Source organism: Agaricicola taiwanensis (genome assembly GCF_014635245.1).
In the GTDB taxonomy this organism is placed as follows: Bacteria; Pseudomonadota; Alphaproteobacteria; order Rhizobiales; family Methylopilaceae; genus Agaricicola; species Agaricicola taiwanensis.
Genome location: NZ_BMCP01000001.1, coordinates 278195 through 293653 on the forward strand (window position 1 = coordinate 278195; position 15459 = coordinate 293653).

Here is a 15459-nt window from a genome sequence, read left to right on the forward strand (position 1 = left end):
GGGTATGAGAGGATGACGAACGCATTCACCTTGGAAAAGCTGGAGCAGATCGTGGCGGAGCGGTCTCAGGCCAGCGGCGCCACTTCCTACACCCGGCAACTGCTGGATCAGGGCGTGGAGAAATGCGCCAAGAAGTTCGGCGAAGAGGCGGTGGAGGCGGTGCTCGCCTCGGTGGGGTCGGAGCGCGACCACCTCATCAAGGAAAGTGCCGATGTGCTATACCACCTCCTGGTCCTGCTGGCGGCGCGCCAGGTCAGCCTGGCCGAAGTCTATGCCGAGCTCGATATGCGCACCGCTCGCTCGGGTCTCGCCGAAAAGGCCTCCCGGCCGGGTTGAGGAGAGCATCTTGCTCGACAGGAATGATCCTTCCAAGTCATCCCCCTATCGCATCTTCACCCGCGACGAATGGGCCAGCCTTCGTGCCGACACGCCGCTGACCCTCTCCACGGGCGAAATCGACCGGCTGCGTTCGCTGAACGATCCCATCGACGTTTCCGAGGTCGAGGCGATCTACCTGCCGATCTCACGCCTGCTGGCGCTCTATGTGGCCGCCACACAGCAGCTCTTCCGCGCGACCAAGTCCTTCCTGGGCTACAACGACACCAAGATGCCCTATGTCATCGGTGTTGCCGGCTCGGTGGCGGTGGGCAAATCCACCACCGCCCGCATCCTCAAGGCGCTTCTGGCACGCTGGCCCAATACGCCTCGCGTCGAACTCATCACCACCGATGGCTTCCTTTATCCCAACGCGGTGCTGGCCGCCGAAGGGCTGATGGAGCGCAAGGGCTTTCCGGAGAGCTACGATCTGCCGGCCCTGCTGCGCTTCCTGTCCGACGTGAAGGCGGGCAAATCACCTGTGACGGCGCCGGTCTATTCACATCTGGTCTACGATGTGGTGCCGGGCGAGACCGCCACGGTCGATCGACCCGACATCCTGATCGTCGAGGGTCTGAACGTGCTCCAGACGGGGCGCCCGCCGCGCGACGGCAAGGACATTCCCTTCGTCTCCGACTTCTTCGATTTCTCCATTTACATCGATGCCGATGAAGAGGTCATTCACGACTGGTATGTGCAGCGCTTCCTGCGTCTGCGGCAGACCGCTTTCCGCGATCCGCAGTCCTTTTTCCGCAAGTATGCGGAGGTGTCCGAGGCGGAAGCCCTTCGCATCGCTGAAAGCCTGTGGAGCCGCATCAATCTCCTCAATCTGCGCGATAACATCCTTCCGACACGGCATCGCGCCGGCCTAGTGCTGCGCAAGGGCGAAAACCATCGCATTGAGCAGGTGGCGCTGCGCCGGCTATAATATTTCGCCGGTTGGGGGATCTGCCGATGAAACGGCTTTTATGCGCGGCGGCGGCATGGATGGTGCTCGCGGCGACGGCTGCGGCACAGGAGATGCCTCCTGTCTGCACGGCACCTGACCCGCTGGCGGAGCTTCGGCGTCAGGACCCCTCCACCTTTGCCAGGGTTGAGGCCGAAACCGCTGCTGTTTCCAACGCGAAGGGAGTGCTCTGGCGCATCGAGAAGGAAGATCTCGCGCCCTCCTATCTGTTCGGCACCATCCACCTGACCGACTCCCGGGTCACGAATCTTCCTCTGGAAGTCACGAAAGCCTTGTCTGAAAGCGCCACTGTGGCGCTTGAACTTGCCGCCACCGGTGACCCGGAAGCCATGGCCCAGCTGGGGGATCGGATGCTGGCCATGGCCATGAACAACACGGGACACCCGCCGCTTGCATCCATGACGGTTGCCGAGCGCAACCGCATCGCCGGTGCGCTGCAGGCGCGCGGCCTGCCGGCGGAAGCAGTGCAGATCTTCAAGCCCTGGTTTCTGACGGTTTCGCTGGCACTTCCGGCCTGCGAGATGGCGCGCCAGCGCGCGGCTTTCCAGAATGTTGATGAGCTTATCGCCACCACGGCGCGGGAACGCGGCATGCCGGTCGTCGGCTTGGAGACCGACGCTGAGCAGCTGAGCATCCTGTCCAGCCTCGAGCCATGGGTCTACGAGGCGGCGCTGCGCGATTCATCCCGGTCAGAGGCGCGCAATCAGGAACTGCTCGAACTTCTGGTGCAGCTCTATCTCGATCGCAGTCCTGGCGCTCTGATTCCCGCCTACCGGCATCTTGCCTTGCCGGAGGAGAATGTGGAGGCCTTCATGATCTTCATGAAGGCGCTGATGGGCTCCCGCAATGATGTCATGCGGGATCGGGCGCGTCCGCTGCTGGAGAAGGGGCAGCTTTTCATCGCCGTGGGCGCGCTGCATCTGCCGGGCAAGGGCGGCCTGGTCGATCTCTTCCGCAAGGAAGGCTATCGGCTGATCCGGGTGCTTTGAACCCGGCCCTGATTCACGTGAAACATTCGGTTCTCAGGCCGCAACGAAAAGACCACTCTCGGCGGCAAGGGTCTTTAGGCTTGTCTCCGGCCGCGCGCCCATATGGCTGAGGATTTCCGCCGCGCAGAGCGCGCCGAGCCGGGCGGCCTCGGCATGGCTTGAGCCCCGCGAAAGGCCCGTGAGGAATCCCGCGGCAAAGAGGTCGCCGGCACCTGTTGCATCGACCACGCGTTCGATGGGATGAGCGGCAACCTGCACCCGCGACGAGCCCGAAGCGACAACGGCACCCTTCTCACTGCGTGTCATGACGGCGACCGGTGCATCCTTGGCGAGATTGGCGAGCGCCGTCACGACGTCGTCGGTCTCATAGAGAGACATTGCCTCGCCCTCATTGGCAAAAAGCACATCGACGGTGCCGGAGCGCAAAAGCTCGATGAACTCGGCGCGGTAGCGTCCGACGCAGAAGCTGTCGGACAGTGACAGCGCCACTTTCCGGCCGGCGCCGTGGGCGATCTCCGCGGCCCGGCGGAACGCGAGCTTCGCGGCGGGCGGATCCCAGAGATAACCTTCCAGATAGATGAACTGGCTGTCGGTGATGATGGCTGGGTCGACGTCGTCGGGTCCGAGATGCTGGCTGGCACCGAGGAAGGTGTTCATCGTTCGCTCGCCATCCGGCGTGACCAGGATGTAGCAGCGCGCCGTGGTGGGTCCTTCCTCGGCCGGCGCCGTCGTGAAATGAACGCCTGCGGCACGGATATCATGCGTGAAGCTCACACCGAGCGCATCGTTGCGGACCTTGCCGATGAAGGCCGCCTTGCCGCCGAGAGAGGCGACCCCGGCACAGGTGTTGGCCGCGCTGCCGCCGGAAACCAGAACCGTTGGACCGATCGCGGGATAGAGCGCCTCGGCCCGCGCCTCATCGATCAAGCTCATGGATCCCTTGACCATGCCTTCGCGCACAAGGTCGCTTTCCTCGGCGCGTGCGAGGATATCGACAATGGCGTTGCCGAGAGCGGTAACGTCGAAGCGCGAAGTGGTCATGGAATCTCCAGAAGGAAAGACGTGCGGCCGGCGCAACATGTCGCGAAAATCGCAACGTTGCGTCAGGTGATGCGCTCTTAAACGCCCCGGCGCCATCCCTCAAGCTGAAAGCCGCTTGCACCCCGGCGCGCCTTGCCATAAGGCCCACCCAACTCAAAGCTTGCAGGCGACATCATGACGACTTTCCCCGAGCGCGTTTTTTCCGGCGTCCAGCCCACGGGTAACCTTCACCTGGGCAATTATCTCGGCGCGATCACCAAGTTTGTGGCGCTTCAGGACCGCTACGACTGCATCTACTGCGTGGTCGACATGCATGCCATCACGGTGTGGCAGGAGCCGGAGGAGCTGAAGAAGACGATCCGGGAAGTGACCGCCGCCTTCATCGCCTGCGGCGTCGACCCGAAGAAGAACATCGTCTTCAATCAGAGCCAGGTGCCGCAGCACGCCGAACTCGCCTGGATCTTCAACTGCGTCGCCCGCCTGGGCTGGCTCAACCGCATGACGCAGTTCAAGGAGAAGGCCGGCAAGGACCGCGAGAACGCCTCGGTGGGTCTCTATGCCTATCCCAATCTGATGGCGGCCGACATCCTGGCCTATCGCGCCACTCATGTGCCCGTCGGCGACGATCAGAAGCAGCATCTGGAGCTGACCCGCGACATCGCGCAGAAGTTCAACAATGACTATGCCACCTCCATCGCCGCCCATGGCTATGGCGATACGTTCTTTCCGCTTACCGAGCCGTTGATCGCGGGGCCGGCGACGCGCGTCATGTCGCTGCGCGATGGTTCCAAGAAGATGTCGAAGTCCGATCCCTCGGACTATTCCCGGATCAATCTGTCCGATGATGCCGATGCCATCGCCCAGAAGGTGCGCAAGGCCAAGACCGATCCGGAGCCGCTTCCCTCCGAGGAGGAAGGGCTGAAGGGGCGGCCAGAGGCGGAAAACCTCGTCGGCATCTTCGCGGCACTGGCCGATCGCACCCGCGCGGACGTGCTCGGTGACTACGGCGGCCGCAATTTTTCCGAGTTCAAGGCGGCGCTGGTGGATCTGGCTGTGGCTCAGCTGGGGCCGATCGGCGCGGAGATGAAGCGCCTGACGCAGGATCCGTCCGCCATCGACGCGATTCTGGCCGATGGTTCGGAACGCGCCGAGGCCATCGCGGTGGAAACCCTGAAGGCGGTGAAGGACATCGTTGGTTTTGTAAGGCACTGATGCGGGGGCTTGCCCTGAAGCTGCCGCATCGCCAAACTCCGCCGCCATGACGCTCGCCACACGCCGCTGCTACGAGGCCGGACACCGGCCCAAAATCCTCGTCATCATCGACGAGACCGAGGAATGCGGACGCGCGGTCTATTTCGCCGCGCGTCGGGCCAAACGACAGGGTGCCATGGTCGCCATGCTGGCGCTCACCGCGCCCGGCGACTTCCAGAACTGGTTTTCCGTGGGCGACGTGATGCGGGAGGAGGCCGAGGCCGAGGCCAAAGGCCATATCGCGCGCCACGCTGAACGGGTGCGGGAGATTGCCGGCGTGGAACCGCAACAGATCGTGCGCGAGGGAAAATCCGGCGAGGAGATCCAGGCGCTCATCGAGGAGGATGAGGACATCGCGCTGCTGATCCTGGCTGCCGGCACCGGCACCGAAGGACCGGGGCCGCTGGTCACCCAGCTCGCCGGCAAATCCTCCGGCAGTTTCCCCATTCCCCTCATGATCGTGCCCGGCCACCTGACAGAGGCGGAGATCGACACCCTGTCGTGACGGTGGCCGGCGCGGCAATTGATTCACGGCTGCAGCGGGTCCATATCAGGTGCGACAGGGAACGGCACGGCCGTTCAAAATGATGGCGCTGATGCGCCCCGCCGGAGGCGAGAGACATGTTCATTCAGACTGAAGCCACCCCCAATCCCGCAACGCTCAAGTTCCTGCCCGGAAAGACCGTGCTGGCCGAAGGCACGTTCGAGGCGCGCGATGCCGAGACGGCCCGCCGTTCCCCGTTGGCGGAAAAGCTCTTCGGCATCGACGGCGTGACCGGCGTCTTCTACGGCAGCGACTTCGTTACCGTGACCAAGGGAGAGGCGGAATGGCCGCATCTCAAGCCCGCGATCCTTGGCGCCATTATGGAGCACTTCATGTCGGGTGCTCCCATCCTGCGGGATGGTGACATCGCTGCCCAGGAAGAGGATGGCGACGAATTCTTCGAGGAAGGCGACGCGGCCGTGGTCGACACCATCAAGGAGCTGCTCGACACCCGTGTCCGGCCGGCGGTCGCCATGGACGGTGGCGACATCACCTTCCGCGGTTTTCGCGATGGGGTCGTCTTTCTCAACATGCAGGGCTCCTGCCAGGGTTGCCCATCCTCGGTGGCGACCCTGAAGAACGGCATCGAGAATCTGCTGCGCCATTTCGTGCCAGAAGTACAGGAAGTCCGCCCGATGTGACCGGCATCGCGCCTCTTTCCCGGGGCGCGAATCCGTGCGCAGATGGGCGTGACATGGGATAAGGGGCGAGTGAGCGTGCGGGTTCTGGCGATCGATACGGCGATGGCCTCCTGTTCGGTGGCGGTGGTCGACACCCACGTCAACGAACCCATCGCCATGGTGTCCGAACCCATGGAGCGCGGGCAGGCCGAAGCGCTGATGCCCATGATCGCCGATGTCCTGTCCCGCGCCGGCGGCCTCTCCCAGATCGAGCGCATCGCGGTCACGACGGGCCCGGGAAGTTTCACGGGCCTGCGCATCGGACTTGCCGCCGCTCGCGGCCTTGCCATGGCCAGTGACCTTCCGGTGGTCGGTCTCACCACGCTCACGGTCATTGCCGCGCCTTACATCGTGGACGAGGATCGCCGGCCGGTCGCTTCCTGCATCGACGCGCGGCACGGCCGTGTCTTCCTGCATATGTTCGCGCCGGGAGGCCGCACCCTGGTCACGCCGCGCTGTGCGCCCGCGAAGGACGCCGCACGCGCGATCGGCACGGGTCCGGTGCGGCTCGTCGGTTCCGGTGCCCAGGCCGTGGCTCATGTGTCCACGTTTCCAGGGGGTGCCAGCATCATCGAGGCCTCGCCGCAGCCCGACATCATCTGGGTTGCCCGTCTCGGCGCGGCCATCGAACCCACAGCCTCGCCCCCGAAGCCTTTTTACCTGCTCGCCCCCGATGCCAAACCGCAGGAGAAAGGCCGTGTGGTCAGGCGATGAGCGATGCCCTCTTCGGCTGGCGTACCCCGGACTGGCGCACCCGTGAGGGGCACCCGGCGGATTCGGAGCTCTTCTCTGCGCTCCACGGCCAGTGCTTCGCGCGCGCCTGGAGCGAAGAGGAGTTTGAAAGCCTTTTGAGCGAACCGGGTGTTGTCGCTCACATCGCCTGCGACCGCCCGGGCGCTCCAATGGTCGGTCTCGCGCTGTCGCGCATCGCCGCTGACGAGGCGGAGATCCTCTCCATCGCCATACTGCCTGCGCGGCGCGGGCGTGGCGGGGGCCATGCCCTGCTGGCGGCGCATCTCAACGCGCTGGCCGGGCGCGGGGTTGCCCGCGTGTTTCTCGAGGTCGATGAGGAGAATACTTCCGCCAACATTCTCTATGCCCGTTTCGGCTTCCGCGAGGTTGGCCGGCGTGAGGCTTATTATGCGCGTGCCGATGGCACCAAAGGCGCCGCGCGCGTGCTGTCGGCCGCACTGCGGTGATGAGGATGGCGGTGGACGACCTCACCCTCCCGTCCTATAAGCCGGAAAAAATTTGTGAGCCTGACGAGGGGACTGAGTGACCGATCCCAGCGCCGATATGCCGTCCCAGCTTGAGGACATCTGCGTTGCCAAGGGCATGCGTATGACGGAGCAGCGCCGCGTGATCGCGCGGATTCTGACAGCCGCGGCGGATCACCCCGATGTGGAAGAGGTCTATCGCCGGGCATCTGCCGTCGATCCCCGCATTTCCATCTCCACCGTCTATCGCACCGTCAAGCTCTTCGAGGATGCTGGCATCATCGCGCGGCATGACTTCCGCGACGGCCGCTCGCGCTATGAGCCGGTGCCGGACGAACATCACGATCACCTCATTGATCTGCGTACCGGCAAGGTGGTCGAGTTTCGCGATGAGGAGATCGAGAGATTGCAGGCCGAGATCGCGCGACGCCTCGGTTTCAAGCTGGTGGACCATCGCCTCGAACTTTATGGCGTGCCGCTCTCCGACGATGACAGGGACGGCCGCTGAACCATGCGCCCGAGCGCGGCTTTCGCCATAGCCTTCCTGGCGCCCGCGGTCCTCATCGGAATTCCCCTTCAATATCTCGCTCTGAAGGCGAGCCCCGGCCTCGCAAGGCAGATCCCCAACCTCTTCCACCGCTGGGTCAACCATGTCCTCGGCATTCGCCGCACACTTGTCGGCGCGCCTCATTCCGGCGGACCGCTGCTGATGGCCTCGAGCCATGCATCCTGGCTCGACATCACGGTTCTATCCGCCATCGCCCCCGTGTCCTTTGTGGCGAAGAGCGAGGTGGGCGACTGGCCGCTCTTCGGTCTCTTCGCGCGGCTTCAGCGCACGGTCTTCGTCGACCGGACGCGCCGCAGCGCCACCGGGCGCACCACGGCCGAAATGGCCGAGAGGCTGGGCAGTGGCGATGCTCTCGTGCTGTTCCCTGAAGGCACCTCGAACGACGGCAATCGCGTCTATCCCTTCCGTTCGGCGCTGCTCGGCGCTGCCAGCGCGGCGCTGACCGCCTCGGCCGACAAGCCGGTCTGGGTGCAGCCGGTGGCGATTGTCTATCGCGGCATCCACGGGGTGCCGGGCGGAAGGCGCATTCGACCGCGCCTTGCCTGGTACGGCGACATGGATCTTGCGCCGCATCTCCTTGATGTGCTGGCCATGGGCGCCATCGATGTCACGGTCGTGTTTGGCGATCCGGTGCTGCTGGAGGCGGCGGTTGACCGGAAAGCCTTGGCGCGGGAGCTTGAACGCAATGTTCGCGCCATGGCCGCGAAGGCGCGAAGCGGTGAGGTTGCTTCGGCCATCTGAACGCCGCGGCCGCTACATTCCCTTCTCTTTCACCGATTGCATCACCACAGAGGTGGAGGTGTTTGACACATGGGGCAGGTTGGAGATCTTCTCGCCCAGCACCAGCCGGTAGCGACTGATGCTCGCCGTGCGCACCTTCAGGAGATAATCGAAGCGGCCCGCGATCATGTGGCATTCCTCGATCTCGCGGATCTTCTTCACCGCGGCATTGAATTCCTGCAGAGCCGCTTCCCGCGTGTCCGACAGCGTGACCTCGGTGAAGGCCACATGGTCGAGACCGAGCTTCTGTGGGTTCAGCACCGCTCGAAAGCCTTCGATATAGCCTTCTGAAATGAGGCGCTTCAGCCGCACCTGGCATGGGGTCTTTGTCAGCCCCACGATCTCGGCAAGATCCGTAACCGAGATCCGTCCGTTGGTCGCTACCGCGTCAAGAATGCGTCGATCAAACAGGTCAAGATCGCTACTGTGAGACGTTTCCATAGCCAGCAGTCCTGCAAAAGTCATTCAATATGGGAAATAATCATAGCCAGACCGATATATGAAGTCCAACTGACTTATGGGGGCTTGCTATTCTGGCTGTCGGCGCCGAGTGCGCCATCTGTCTCAGCAGTCGTTGTCGGAGATGTCATGACGGCTTTAGCACCTGCCTCCCCTTCCGCCCCGGACCTGTCCGAGCCGCTGTTTTCGAACTTTGCGCCAGCCATTCGGCCGCAGAGCGCGCTGCGTGTGGCGATCACGGCGGCTTATCGACGGCCGGAGCGAGAGTGTCTGGTGCCGCTCCTGGACCAGGCCACTCTTCCGGCAGAGACAACCAGCGCTGCTGAGGCGACGGCCCGCGCTTTGGTGACGGCGTTGCGGGACAAGCATCGCGGCACGGGTGTCGAGGGCCTGGTGCAGGAATATTCGCTCTCCAGCCAGGAAGGCGTGGCCTTGATGTGCCTGGCGGAGGCGCTGCTGCGTATCCCCGACACCGCGACACGCGACGCCCTGATCCGCGACAAGATCGCCGAAGGCGATTGGAAAGCGCATCTCGGCGGTGGCCGCTCGCTGTTCGTCAATGCCGCCACCTGGGGCCTGATCGTCACCGGCAAGCTCACCTCGACCGTCAATGATCGCGGCCTTGCCGCCGCGCTGACGCGGCTTCTCGCGCGGTGCGGTGAGCCGGTGGTGCGGCGCGGCGTTGATATGGCGATGCGCATGATGGGTGAGCAGTTCGTCACCGGCGAGACCATTGCCGAGGCGCTCCGCCGCGCCCGTCCGCTGGAGCAGCGCGGGTTCCGTTACTCCTACGATATGCTGGGCGAAGCGGCCACGACGGGAGAGGATGCCAAGCGCTACTTCAACGACTATGAGGCGGCCATCCATGCCATTGGCCGGGCAGGCGAGGGGCGCGGTGTCTACGAAGGGCCAGGAATATCGATCAAGCTCTCGGCGCTTCACCCGCGCTACAGCCGCGCCCAGGCACGCCGCATCATGGATGAACTCCTGCCACGGGTGAAGGCGCTGGCGCTTCTCGCCAAGGGCTACGACATCGGCCTCAACATCGACGCGGAGGAGGCAGACCGGCTCGAACTATCGCTGGATCTGCTTGAAGAGCTGTCGTTTGATCAGGATCTGGCCGGCTGGAACGGCCTCGGCTTCGTCGTCCAGGCCTACGGCAAGCGCTGCCCCTTCGTGCTCGATTACCTCATCGACCTCGCGCGCCGGTCCAGCCGGCGGCTGATGGTGCGCCTGGTCAAGGGCGCCTATTGGGATGCGGAGATCAAGCGCGCGCAGGTCGACGGGCTCGAAGGCTTCCCGGTTTTCACCCGCAAGATCCATACCGATGTCTCATACATCGCCTGCGCCCGGAAGCTGCTGGAGGCGTCCGACGCGGTCTTTCCGCAGTTTGCCACCCATAACGCGCAGACGCTCGCCACCCTCTACCATATGGCCGGCAGCGACTTCCGCGTCGGCGACTATGAATTCCAGTGCCTCCACGGCATGGGCGAGCCGCTCTATGACGAGGTCGTGGCCCCCGACAAGCTGAACCGTCCCTGCCGGATCTACGCGCCTGTTGGCACCCATGAGACCCTTCTGGCCTATCTGGTGCGACGTCTTCTGGAGAACGGCGCTAACTCCTCCTTCGTGCACCGCATCGGCGATGAAAATGTCTCCATCGATGACCTCATCGCCGACCCGGTCGCAGCGGTGCGCGCCATGGACGATCCCGGCGCGCCGCATCCGGCCATTTCGCTGCCGGTCGACATCTACGGAAAAGAGCGCATCAATTCAGCCGGTATTGACCTCTCCAACGAGACGGTGCTGGCCCGGCTCTCCGAGTCCCTGAAGGAAAGCGCAGCGCATCACTGGTCGGCGGAGCCGCAGCTTGAACAGGTTCCGCTCCAAAGCCGTGGCCGTCAGGTGATCAACCCGGCCGATGACAGCGACATGGTGGGCACGGTAATCGAGGCCGAACCCGCCGAAGCCGCTGAAGCGGTGCGAGCCGCCGCGCTGGGCGCGGCGGCCTGGGCGAGGGTTCCCGTGACAGAGCGAGCCGCATGTCTGGAGCGCGCGGCCGATCTCATGCAGGCGCGCATGCCGCTCCTGCTTGGGCTGATCATTCGTGAGGCCGGCAAATCAACGCCAAACGCCATCGCCGAGGTGCGGGAGGCCATCGATTTCCTGCGCTATTACGCTGGCGAGGCGCGGCGCCGGTGGGGCAAGGTCGCTCCACAGCCTCTCGGGCCGGTGGTCTGCATCAGCCCGTGGAACTTCCCGCTTGCCATCTTCACCGGTCAGGTCGCTGCGGCCCTGGTGGCCGGAAACAGCGTGCTTGCCAAACCGGCTGAGGAGACGCCGCTCATCGCTGCCGAGGGCGTGCGCATTCTGCATCAAGCCGGAATACCGCTCACCGCGCTGCGTTTCATCCCCGGTGACGGCACCGTGGGTGCCGCACTGGTGTCGGCGCCGGAGACGGCGGGTGTCATGTTTACCGGCTCGACGGACGTCGCCCGCTCCATCCAGAAGAGCCTCGCAAGCCGGCTGTCCTCAAGCGGTCGGCCGATCCCGCTCATTGCTGAGACCGGTGGCCAAAACGCCATGATCGTAGATTCGTCCGCGCTGGCCGAACAGGTGGTGGCGGATGTGATCGCCTCCGCCTTCGACAGCGCCGGCCAACGCTGTTCGGCATTGCGCGTGCTGTGCCTCCAGGAGGAGGTGGCGGACCGGACGCTGGCCATGCTGAAGGGCGCCCTGCGGGAACTCAGCATCGGCCGCACCGACCGGTTGTCGGTGGATGTCGGGCCGGTGATCACGGCCGAGGCCAAGGCCGGCATCGAGGGCCATGTCGAGCGTCTGCGCCAGATGGGCCGGAAGGTGGAGGAAACACCCATGCCTCCTGAAACCCGGCGGGGCACCTTCGTCGCTCCCACCATCATCGAGCTTCAGAGCCTGCGTGAGCTCACGCGCGAGGTCTTCGGCCCCGTGCTCCATGTTATCCGCTACAAGCGGTCGGACCTGGACAGCCTGATCGATGACATCAACGCCACCGGATATGGCCTGACCTTCGGGCTGCACACGCGGCTCGACGAGACTATTGCCCGCGTCACAGGCCGCATCGCGGTGGGCAACATCTACATCAACCGCAACATTATCGGCGCCGTTGTCGGCGTTCAGCCCTTCGGCGGACGCGGCCTGTCGGGAACCGGGCCCAAGGCTGGCGGACCGCTCTACCTCGGCCGGTTGGTCGAGGACGATCCCACCGCGCCGGGCATCTCGCCCGCCATGGTCGATCCCGCGCTTGAGGCGCTTGAGCGCTGGCTTGACGGCAATGGCCGCTCGGCTGCGGCCGGCCTGTGCCGCGAGGCGAAGGCTCGGTCGGGGCTTGGCCGCACGATGGAGCTGAAAGGCCCTGTGGGTGAACGCAATCTCTACGCGCTGCACCCGCGCGGCCGCATTCTGCTCGTGCCGAAGACAGAGACCCGTCTCATCGCGCAGCTCGCGGCCGCGCTGGCAACCGGCAACGCCGTGATTATCGACCAGAACAGCGGCCTCGATGCGGTGCTTAAGGGCGCGCCGCCGGAGGTTCTGGCGCGCATTACGTGGACGAAGAACTGGGAGGCGAACGGCCCCTACGGCGGTGCCCTGATCGAAGGCGACAGCGACGACACGCGAAAGGCCGTCGAGCATTTGGCGGAGCTTCCCGGACCGCTCGTTCTTGCTCAAGCGCGATCGAGCGATGCGGCTCTCGGCTATCAGCTCGACTGGCTGGTTGAGGAGGTCTCCACCTCGATCAACACCACGGCCGCCGGCGGAAACGCCTCGCTGATGGCGATCGGCTGATCCCGGGGAGGCGAATGTCTCGCCTCCTTCCTTTCCGCCGGTCGATGAAAAAAGCAGCAACAGCCACACATGCCTGTTGCGCGCACTTTCGATCATCGATATCGTATTCTGATCGATGTAATCGTTATACGATTAACAGCTTTATCAAGGCTTCATGTCGCTCTTAAACGATCTTCGCGATCTTGTTCGCCCGGACGCCATCATTACCGAGCCGCGCGAGCTCGAAGGCTTCACCGAAGACTGGCGTGGCCGCTACCACGGACCGGCCGCCTGCGTCGTACGCCCGGGGTCGACGGAAGAAGTCGCCGCAGTGGTTGCAGCTTGTGCGTGCCACGGCGTTCCCATCCTGCCGCAGGGCGGCAAAACCAGCCTCTGCGGCGGCGCCATTCCAGCCGAGGACGGCCCGGCGCCTGTTATCATCAATCTGGACCGCATGCGCCGCATCCGCAGCGTTGATCCTGTCACCAACGCCATGGTGGTCGAAGCCGGCGCGATTCTCGCCACCGTGCAGCAGGCCGCGCGCGACGCCGGTCGTTACTACCCCGTCAGCCTCGGCGCGGAAGGCTCCTGCCAGATCGGCGGCACCATCGCCACCAATGCCGGCGGCACTTCCGTCCTGCGCTACGGCAACACCCGGGACAATGTTCTTGGCCTAGAAGCCGTGCTGCCTGACGGCACCATTTGGTCGAGCCTCAAGGGCCTGCGCAAGGACAACACCGGCTACGATCTGAAGCATCTGCTGATCGGCTCTGAAGGCACGCTGGGCGTGATCACCGCCGCTTGCCTGAAACTTCATCCCCTGCCGTCGCGCTCGTCCGTCGCCTGGCTTGCCGTCGCCGGTGTGAACGCCGCGCTGGAGCTTCTGGGGCGCTTTCAGGAGGGCGGCGCCGGCCGCCTCTCCGGCTTTGAACTCATGAACCGGCTTCAGCACGATCTCGTCATGACCAAGGTGCCGGACCGTCGCTCTCCGCTGGAAGGCCAGCATGACTGGCACCTCCTGATCGAGCTGAGCGACGCCGGCGGCCCGGACGATCTCAACGCCGTCATGGAGGACCTGCTGGCACCCGCCTTCGAGGATGGTCTCGTTCTTGATGCCGTCATTGCCGCCAGCGATGCGCAGCGCGCTACCCTCTGGGAGATCAGGCACAGTGTGTCGGAGGCCAACAAGAAGGGCGGCATGGGGCTTACCACCGACTGCGCGGTGCCCATTTCGGCCATCGCCGCCTTCATCGCCGAAGCATCGGATGCCGTGCATGCCATCGTGCCCGAGCTTCCCATCATCATCGTCGCCCATCTCGGCGACGGCAACGTGCATTTTATCCCCTTCTTCCCCTTCGAAGGCTGGACCGGCCCCGATGCCGGGGAGGGGCGCGGCGCGCAGGTGCGCCAGGCGGTCAATGATATCGCCATCCGCCTGGGCGGAACCTTCAGTGCCGAACATGGTGTGGGCCGCGTCTCGCTCGCCGAAATGGCCCGTTACAAGCCCGCATCGGAGCTGCGCCTGATGTGGGCGGTCAAAAATGCGCTCGATCCGGCGGGGCTGATGAACCCCGGACGCCTGCTGCCGCCGCCGGCCTGACGCCGAAGTCGGTGGGATTTTTTCATCGCTTCCCAAAGACAAAGAGGAACAAGCCATGACCAAGAACAAAACCAGTTGGTCCCGCCGCAACATCCTGCAGCTCGGCGGTGCCGCCGCTGCCGCGGTGGCCATGCCCGCCGTCTGGAGCCCGTCGCGCGCGCAGGGCAAGCGCATCGTCGTCCGCGATGACGGCGGCATCTACACCAAGGCGTTCGGCGCCATCTTCTATCGCCCCTTCACCGAGGCCACCGGCATCGAGGTGGTGGGCGTGCAGGCCAATGCCGAGCCGACCGCCCAGATCCGCTCCATGGTGGAAACCGGCACCTATACCTGGGACATGGCCAAGATCAGCCGCCCGGCGATCCTGATGCTCACCAGCGGCGACAAGATCTACCTGGAAAAACACGGGCTGGAATCCGATCCGGTCGTCGCCACCATGCCCGCCGAATACATGTCGCCCTACGGCGTCGGCAACAATGTCTACACCACCGTGCTGGCCTATCGCACCGACGCCTTCGAGGGCAAGGATGCGCCGCAGTCCTGGGCTGACTTCTTCAATCTCGATAAGTTCGAAGGCCGCCGCGCGCTGCGCAAGCATCCCTTCGACACCATCGAGCAGGCGCTGATGGGCGCCGGCGTGGCACCGGGCGATGTCTACCCCTGCGATCTCGACAAGGCCTTCGCCTCGCTGGACACCATCAAGCAGGACGTCGACGTCTTCTGGACCAGCGGCGCGCAGGTGGAGCAGATGCTGACCTCCGGCGAGGTCGACATGATCCCCACCTGGATCTCCCGCGCCCAGGCCGCCCAGGCCGGTGGCGCTCCGGTGGAAGTCGTCTGGAACCAGAACATCTGGGGTCTGGACAGCTGGTCAATTCTGGCCGGCACGCCCAATGCCGACGCCTGCCGCGAGTTCATCAAGTTCGCGTCCGACGCCAAGCGTCAGGCGGCGCTTATCGAATACTTCCCGGCCGGTGTCACCCAGCCGGCGGCCTTCGACATCATTCCCGCCGACAAGGCAAAGGACTGCCCGACCTTCCCTGAGAACATCAAGAAGGGTCTGGCGATCGACGCGCAGTACTGGCTCGATAATCAGGAAGCCGTGCTCGAGCGCTACAACTCCTGGCTCCTGACCTGAGCGTTCGCGCCCGGGCCGCAGCACCCCGCCGCCCGGGCGCACCTGT

The 15459-nt window shown here is 64.6% G+C and carries 15 protein-coding genes; 13 read left to right on the forward strand and 2 right to left on the reverse strand.

Annotated elements, in window-relative coordinates; translation table 11 throughout:
* The first annotated feature begins 12 nt into the window (after window positions 1-12).
* Genes IEV58_RS01350 through IEV58_RS01360 form a run of 3 tightly spaced genes read left to right on the forward strand, consistent with a single transcriptional unit; the run spans window position 13 to window position 2331 of the window.
* Window positions 13-336 (forward strand): phosphoribosyl-ATP diphosphatase, encoded by a 324-nt coding sequence (locus IEV58_RS01350; protein WP_188407895.1) that lies wholly within the window; start codon window positions 13-15, stop codon window positions 334-336.
* Window positions 337-346: 10 nt separating this feature from the next.
* Entirely contained in the window at window positions 347-1303 is a 957-nt protein-coding gene (gene coaA / locus IEV58_RS01355) for a type I pantothenate kinase (RefSeq protein ID WP_229729109.1), read from the forward strand.
* Between the two features lie 26 nt (window positions 1304-1329).
* Window positions 1330-2331, forward strand: a complete 1002-nt coding sequence (locus tag IEV58_RS01360; protein ID WP_188407899.1) for a TraB/GumN family protein — start codon at window positions 1330-1332, stop codon at window positions 2329-2331.
* Between the two features lie 33 nt (window positions 2332-2364).
* Here the strand turns inward: IEV58_RS01360 and IEV58_RS01365 are convergent, their stop codons facing one another.
* Window positions 2365-3372, reverse strand: a complete 1008-nt coding sequence (locus IEV58_RS01365) for an adenosine kinase (protein ID WP_188407901.1) — start codon at window positions 3370-3372, stop codon at window positions 2365-2367.
* Window positions 3373-3546: 174 nt separating this feature from the next.
* Here IEV58_RS01365 and trpS point away from each other — a divergent pair, with 174 nt between their 5' ends.
* The 7 genes from trpS to olsA all read left to right on the forward strand — a co-directional run bounded on the left by trpS (window position 3547) and on the right by olsA (window position 8373).
* On the forward strand, window positions 3547-4584 hold the full coding sequence (gene trpS / locus IEV58_RS01370) for a tryptophan--tRNA ligase (RefSeq protein WP_188407902.1): 1038 nt from the start codon (window positions 3547-3549) through the stop codon (window positions 4582-4584).
* A 46-nt stretch (window positions 4585-4630) separates the two neighbouring features.
* A complete protein-coding gene (locus IEV58_RS01375; RefSeq protein ID WP_188407904.1) occupies window positions 4631-5128 on the forward strand; it encodes a universal stress protein in 498 nt (165 codons plus the stop codon).
* A gap of 116 nt (window positions 5129-5244) precedes the next feature.
* Window positions 5245-5808 carry a NifU family protein gene (locus IEV58_RS01380; protein ID WP_188407906.1) on the forward strand — a complete coding sequence of 188 codons (564 nt, stop codon included), beginning with the start codon at window positions 5245-5247 and terminating at the stop codon, window positions 5806-5808.
* 69 nt (window positions 5809-5877) lie between these two features.
* Entirely contained in the window at window positions 5878-6561 is a 684-nt protein-coding gene (tsaB, locus tag IEV58_RS01385) for a tRNA (adenosine(37)-N6)-threonylcarbamoyltransferase complex dimerization subunit type 1 TsaB (protein ID WP_229729110.1), read from the forward strand.
* Entirely contained in the window at window positions 6558-7046 is a 489-nt protein-coding gene (locus tag IEV58_RS01390; protein ID WP_188407907.1) for a GNAT family N-acetyltransferase, read from the forward strand. Before tsaB ends, IEV58_RS01390 begins: the two co-directional genes overlap by 4 nt.
* 97 nt (window positions 7047-7143) lie before the next feature.
* Window positions 7144-7572: a Fur family transcriptional regulator gene (locus IEV58_RS01395; protein WP_188409035.1), complete on the forward strand. Its 429-nt coding sequence runs from the start codon at window positions 7144-7146 to the stop codon at window positions 7570-7572.
* Window positions 7573-7575: 3 nt separating this feature from the next.
* Window positions 7576-8373: a lyso-ornithine lipid O-acyltransferase gene (gene olsA / locus IEV58_RS01400; RefSeq protein ID WP_188407909.1), complete on the forward strand. Its 798-nt coding sequence runs from the start codon at window positions 7576-7578 to the stop codon at window positions 8371-8373.
* 12 nt (window positions 8374-8385) lie between these two features.
* Here the strand turns inward: olsA and IEV58_RS01405 are convergent, their stop codons facing one another.
* Entirely contained in the window at window positions 8386-8853 is a 468-nt protein-coding gene (locus IEV58_RS01405) for an Lrp/AsnC family transcriptional regulator (RefSeq protein WP_229729111.1), read from the reverse strand.
* Between the two features lie 147 nt (window positions 8854-9000).
* On the opposite strand from IEV58_RS01405, the gene putA reads away from it, so the two are divergent.
* From putA to IEV58_RS01420, 3 genes are all read left to right on the forward strand, one after another.
* Window positions 9001-12696: a trifunctional transcriptional regulator/proline dehydrogenase/L-glutamate gamma-semialdehyde dehydrogenase gene (putA, locus tag IEV58_RS01410; RefSeq protein WP_188407910.1), complete on the forward strand. Its 3696-nt coding sequence runs from the start codon at window positions 9001-9003 to the stop codon at window positions 12694-12696.
* Between the two features lie 154 nt (window positions 12697-12850).
* A complete protein-coding gene (locus IEV58_RS01415) occupies window positions 12851-14275 on the forward strand; it encodes an FAD-binding oxidoreductase (RefSeq protein WP_188407912.1) in 1425 nt (474 codons plus the stop codon).
* A 55-nt stretch (window positions 14276-14330) separates the two neighbouring features.
* Window positions 14331-15413 carry an ABC transporter substrate-binding protein gene (locus tag IEV58_RS01420; RefSeq protein ID WP_188407914.1) on the forward strand — a complete coding sequence of 361 codons (1083 nt, stop codon included), beginning with the start codon at window positions 14331-14333 and terminating at the stop codon, window positions 15411-15413.
* Window positions 15414-15459: the final 46 nt, after the last annotated feature.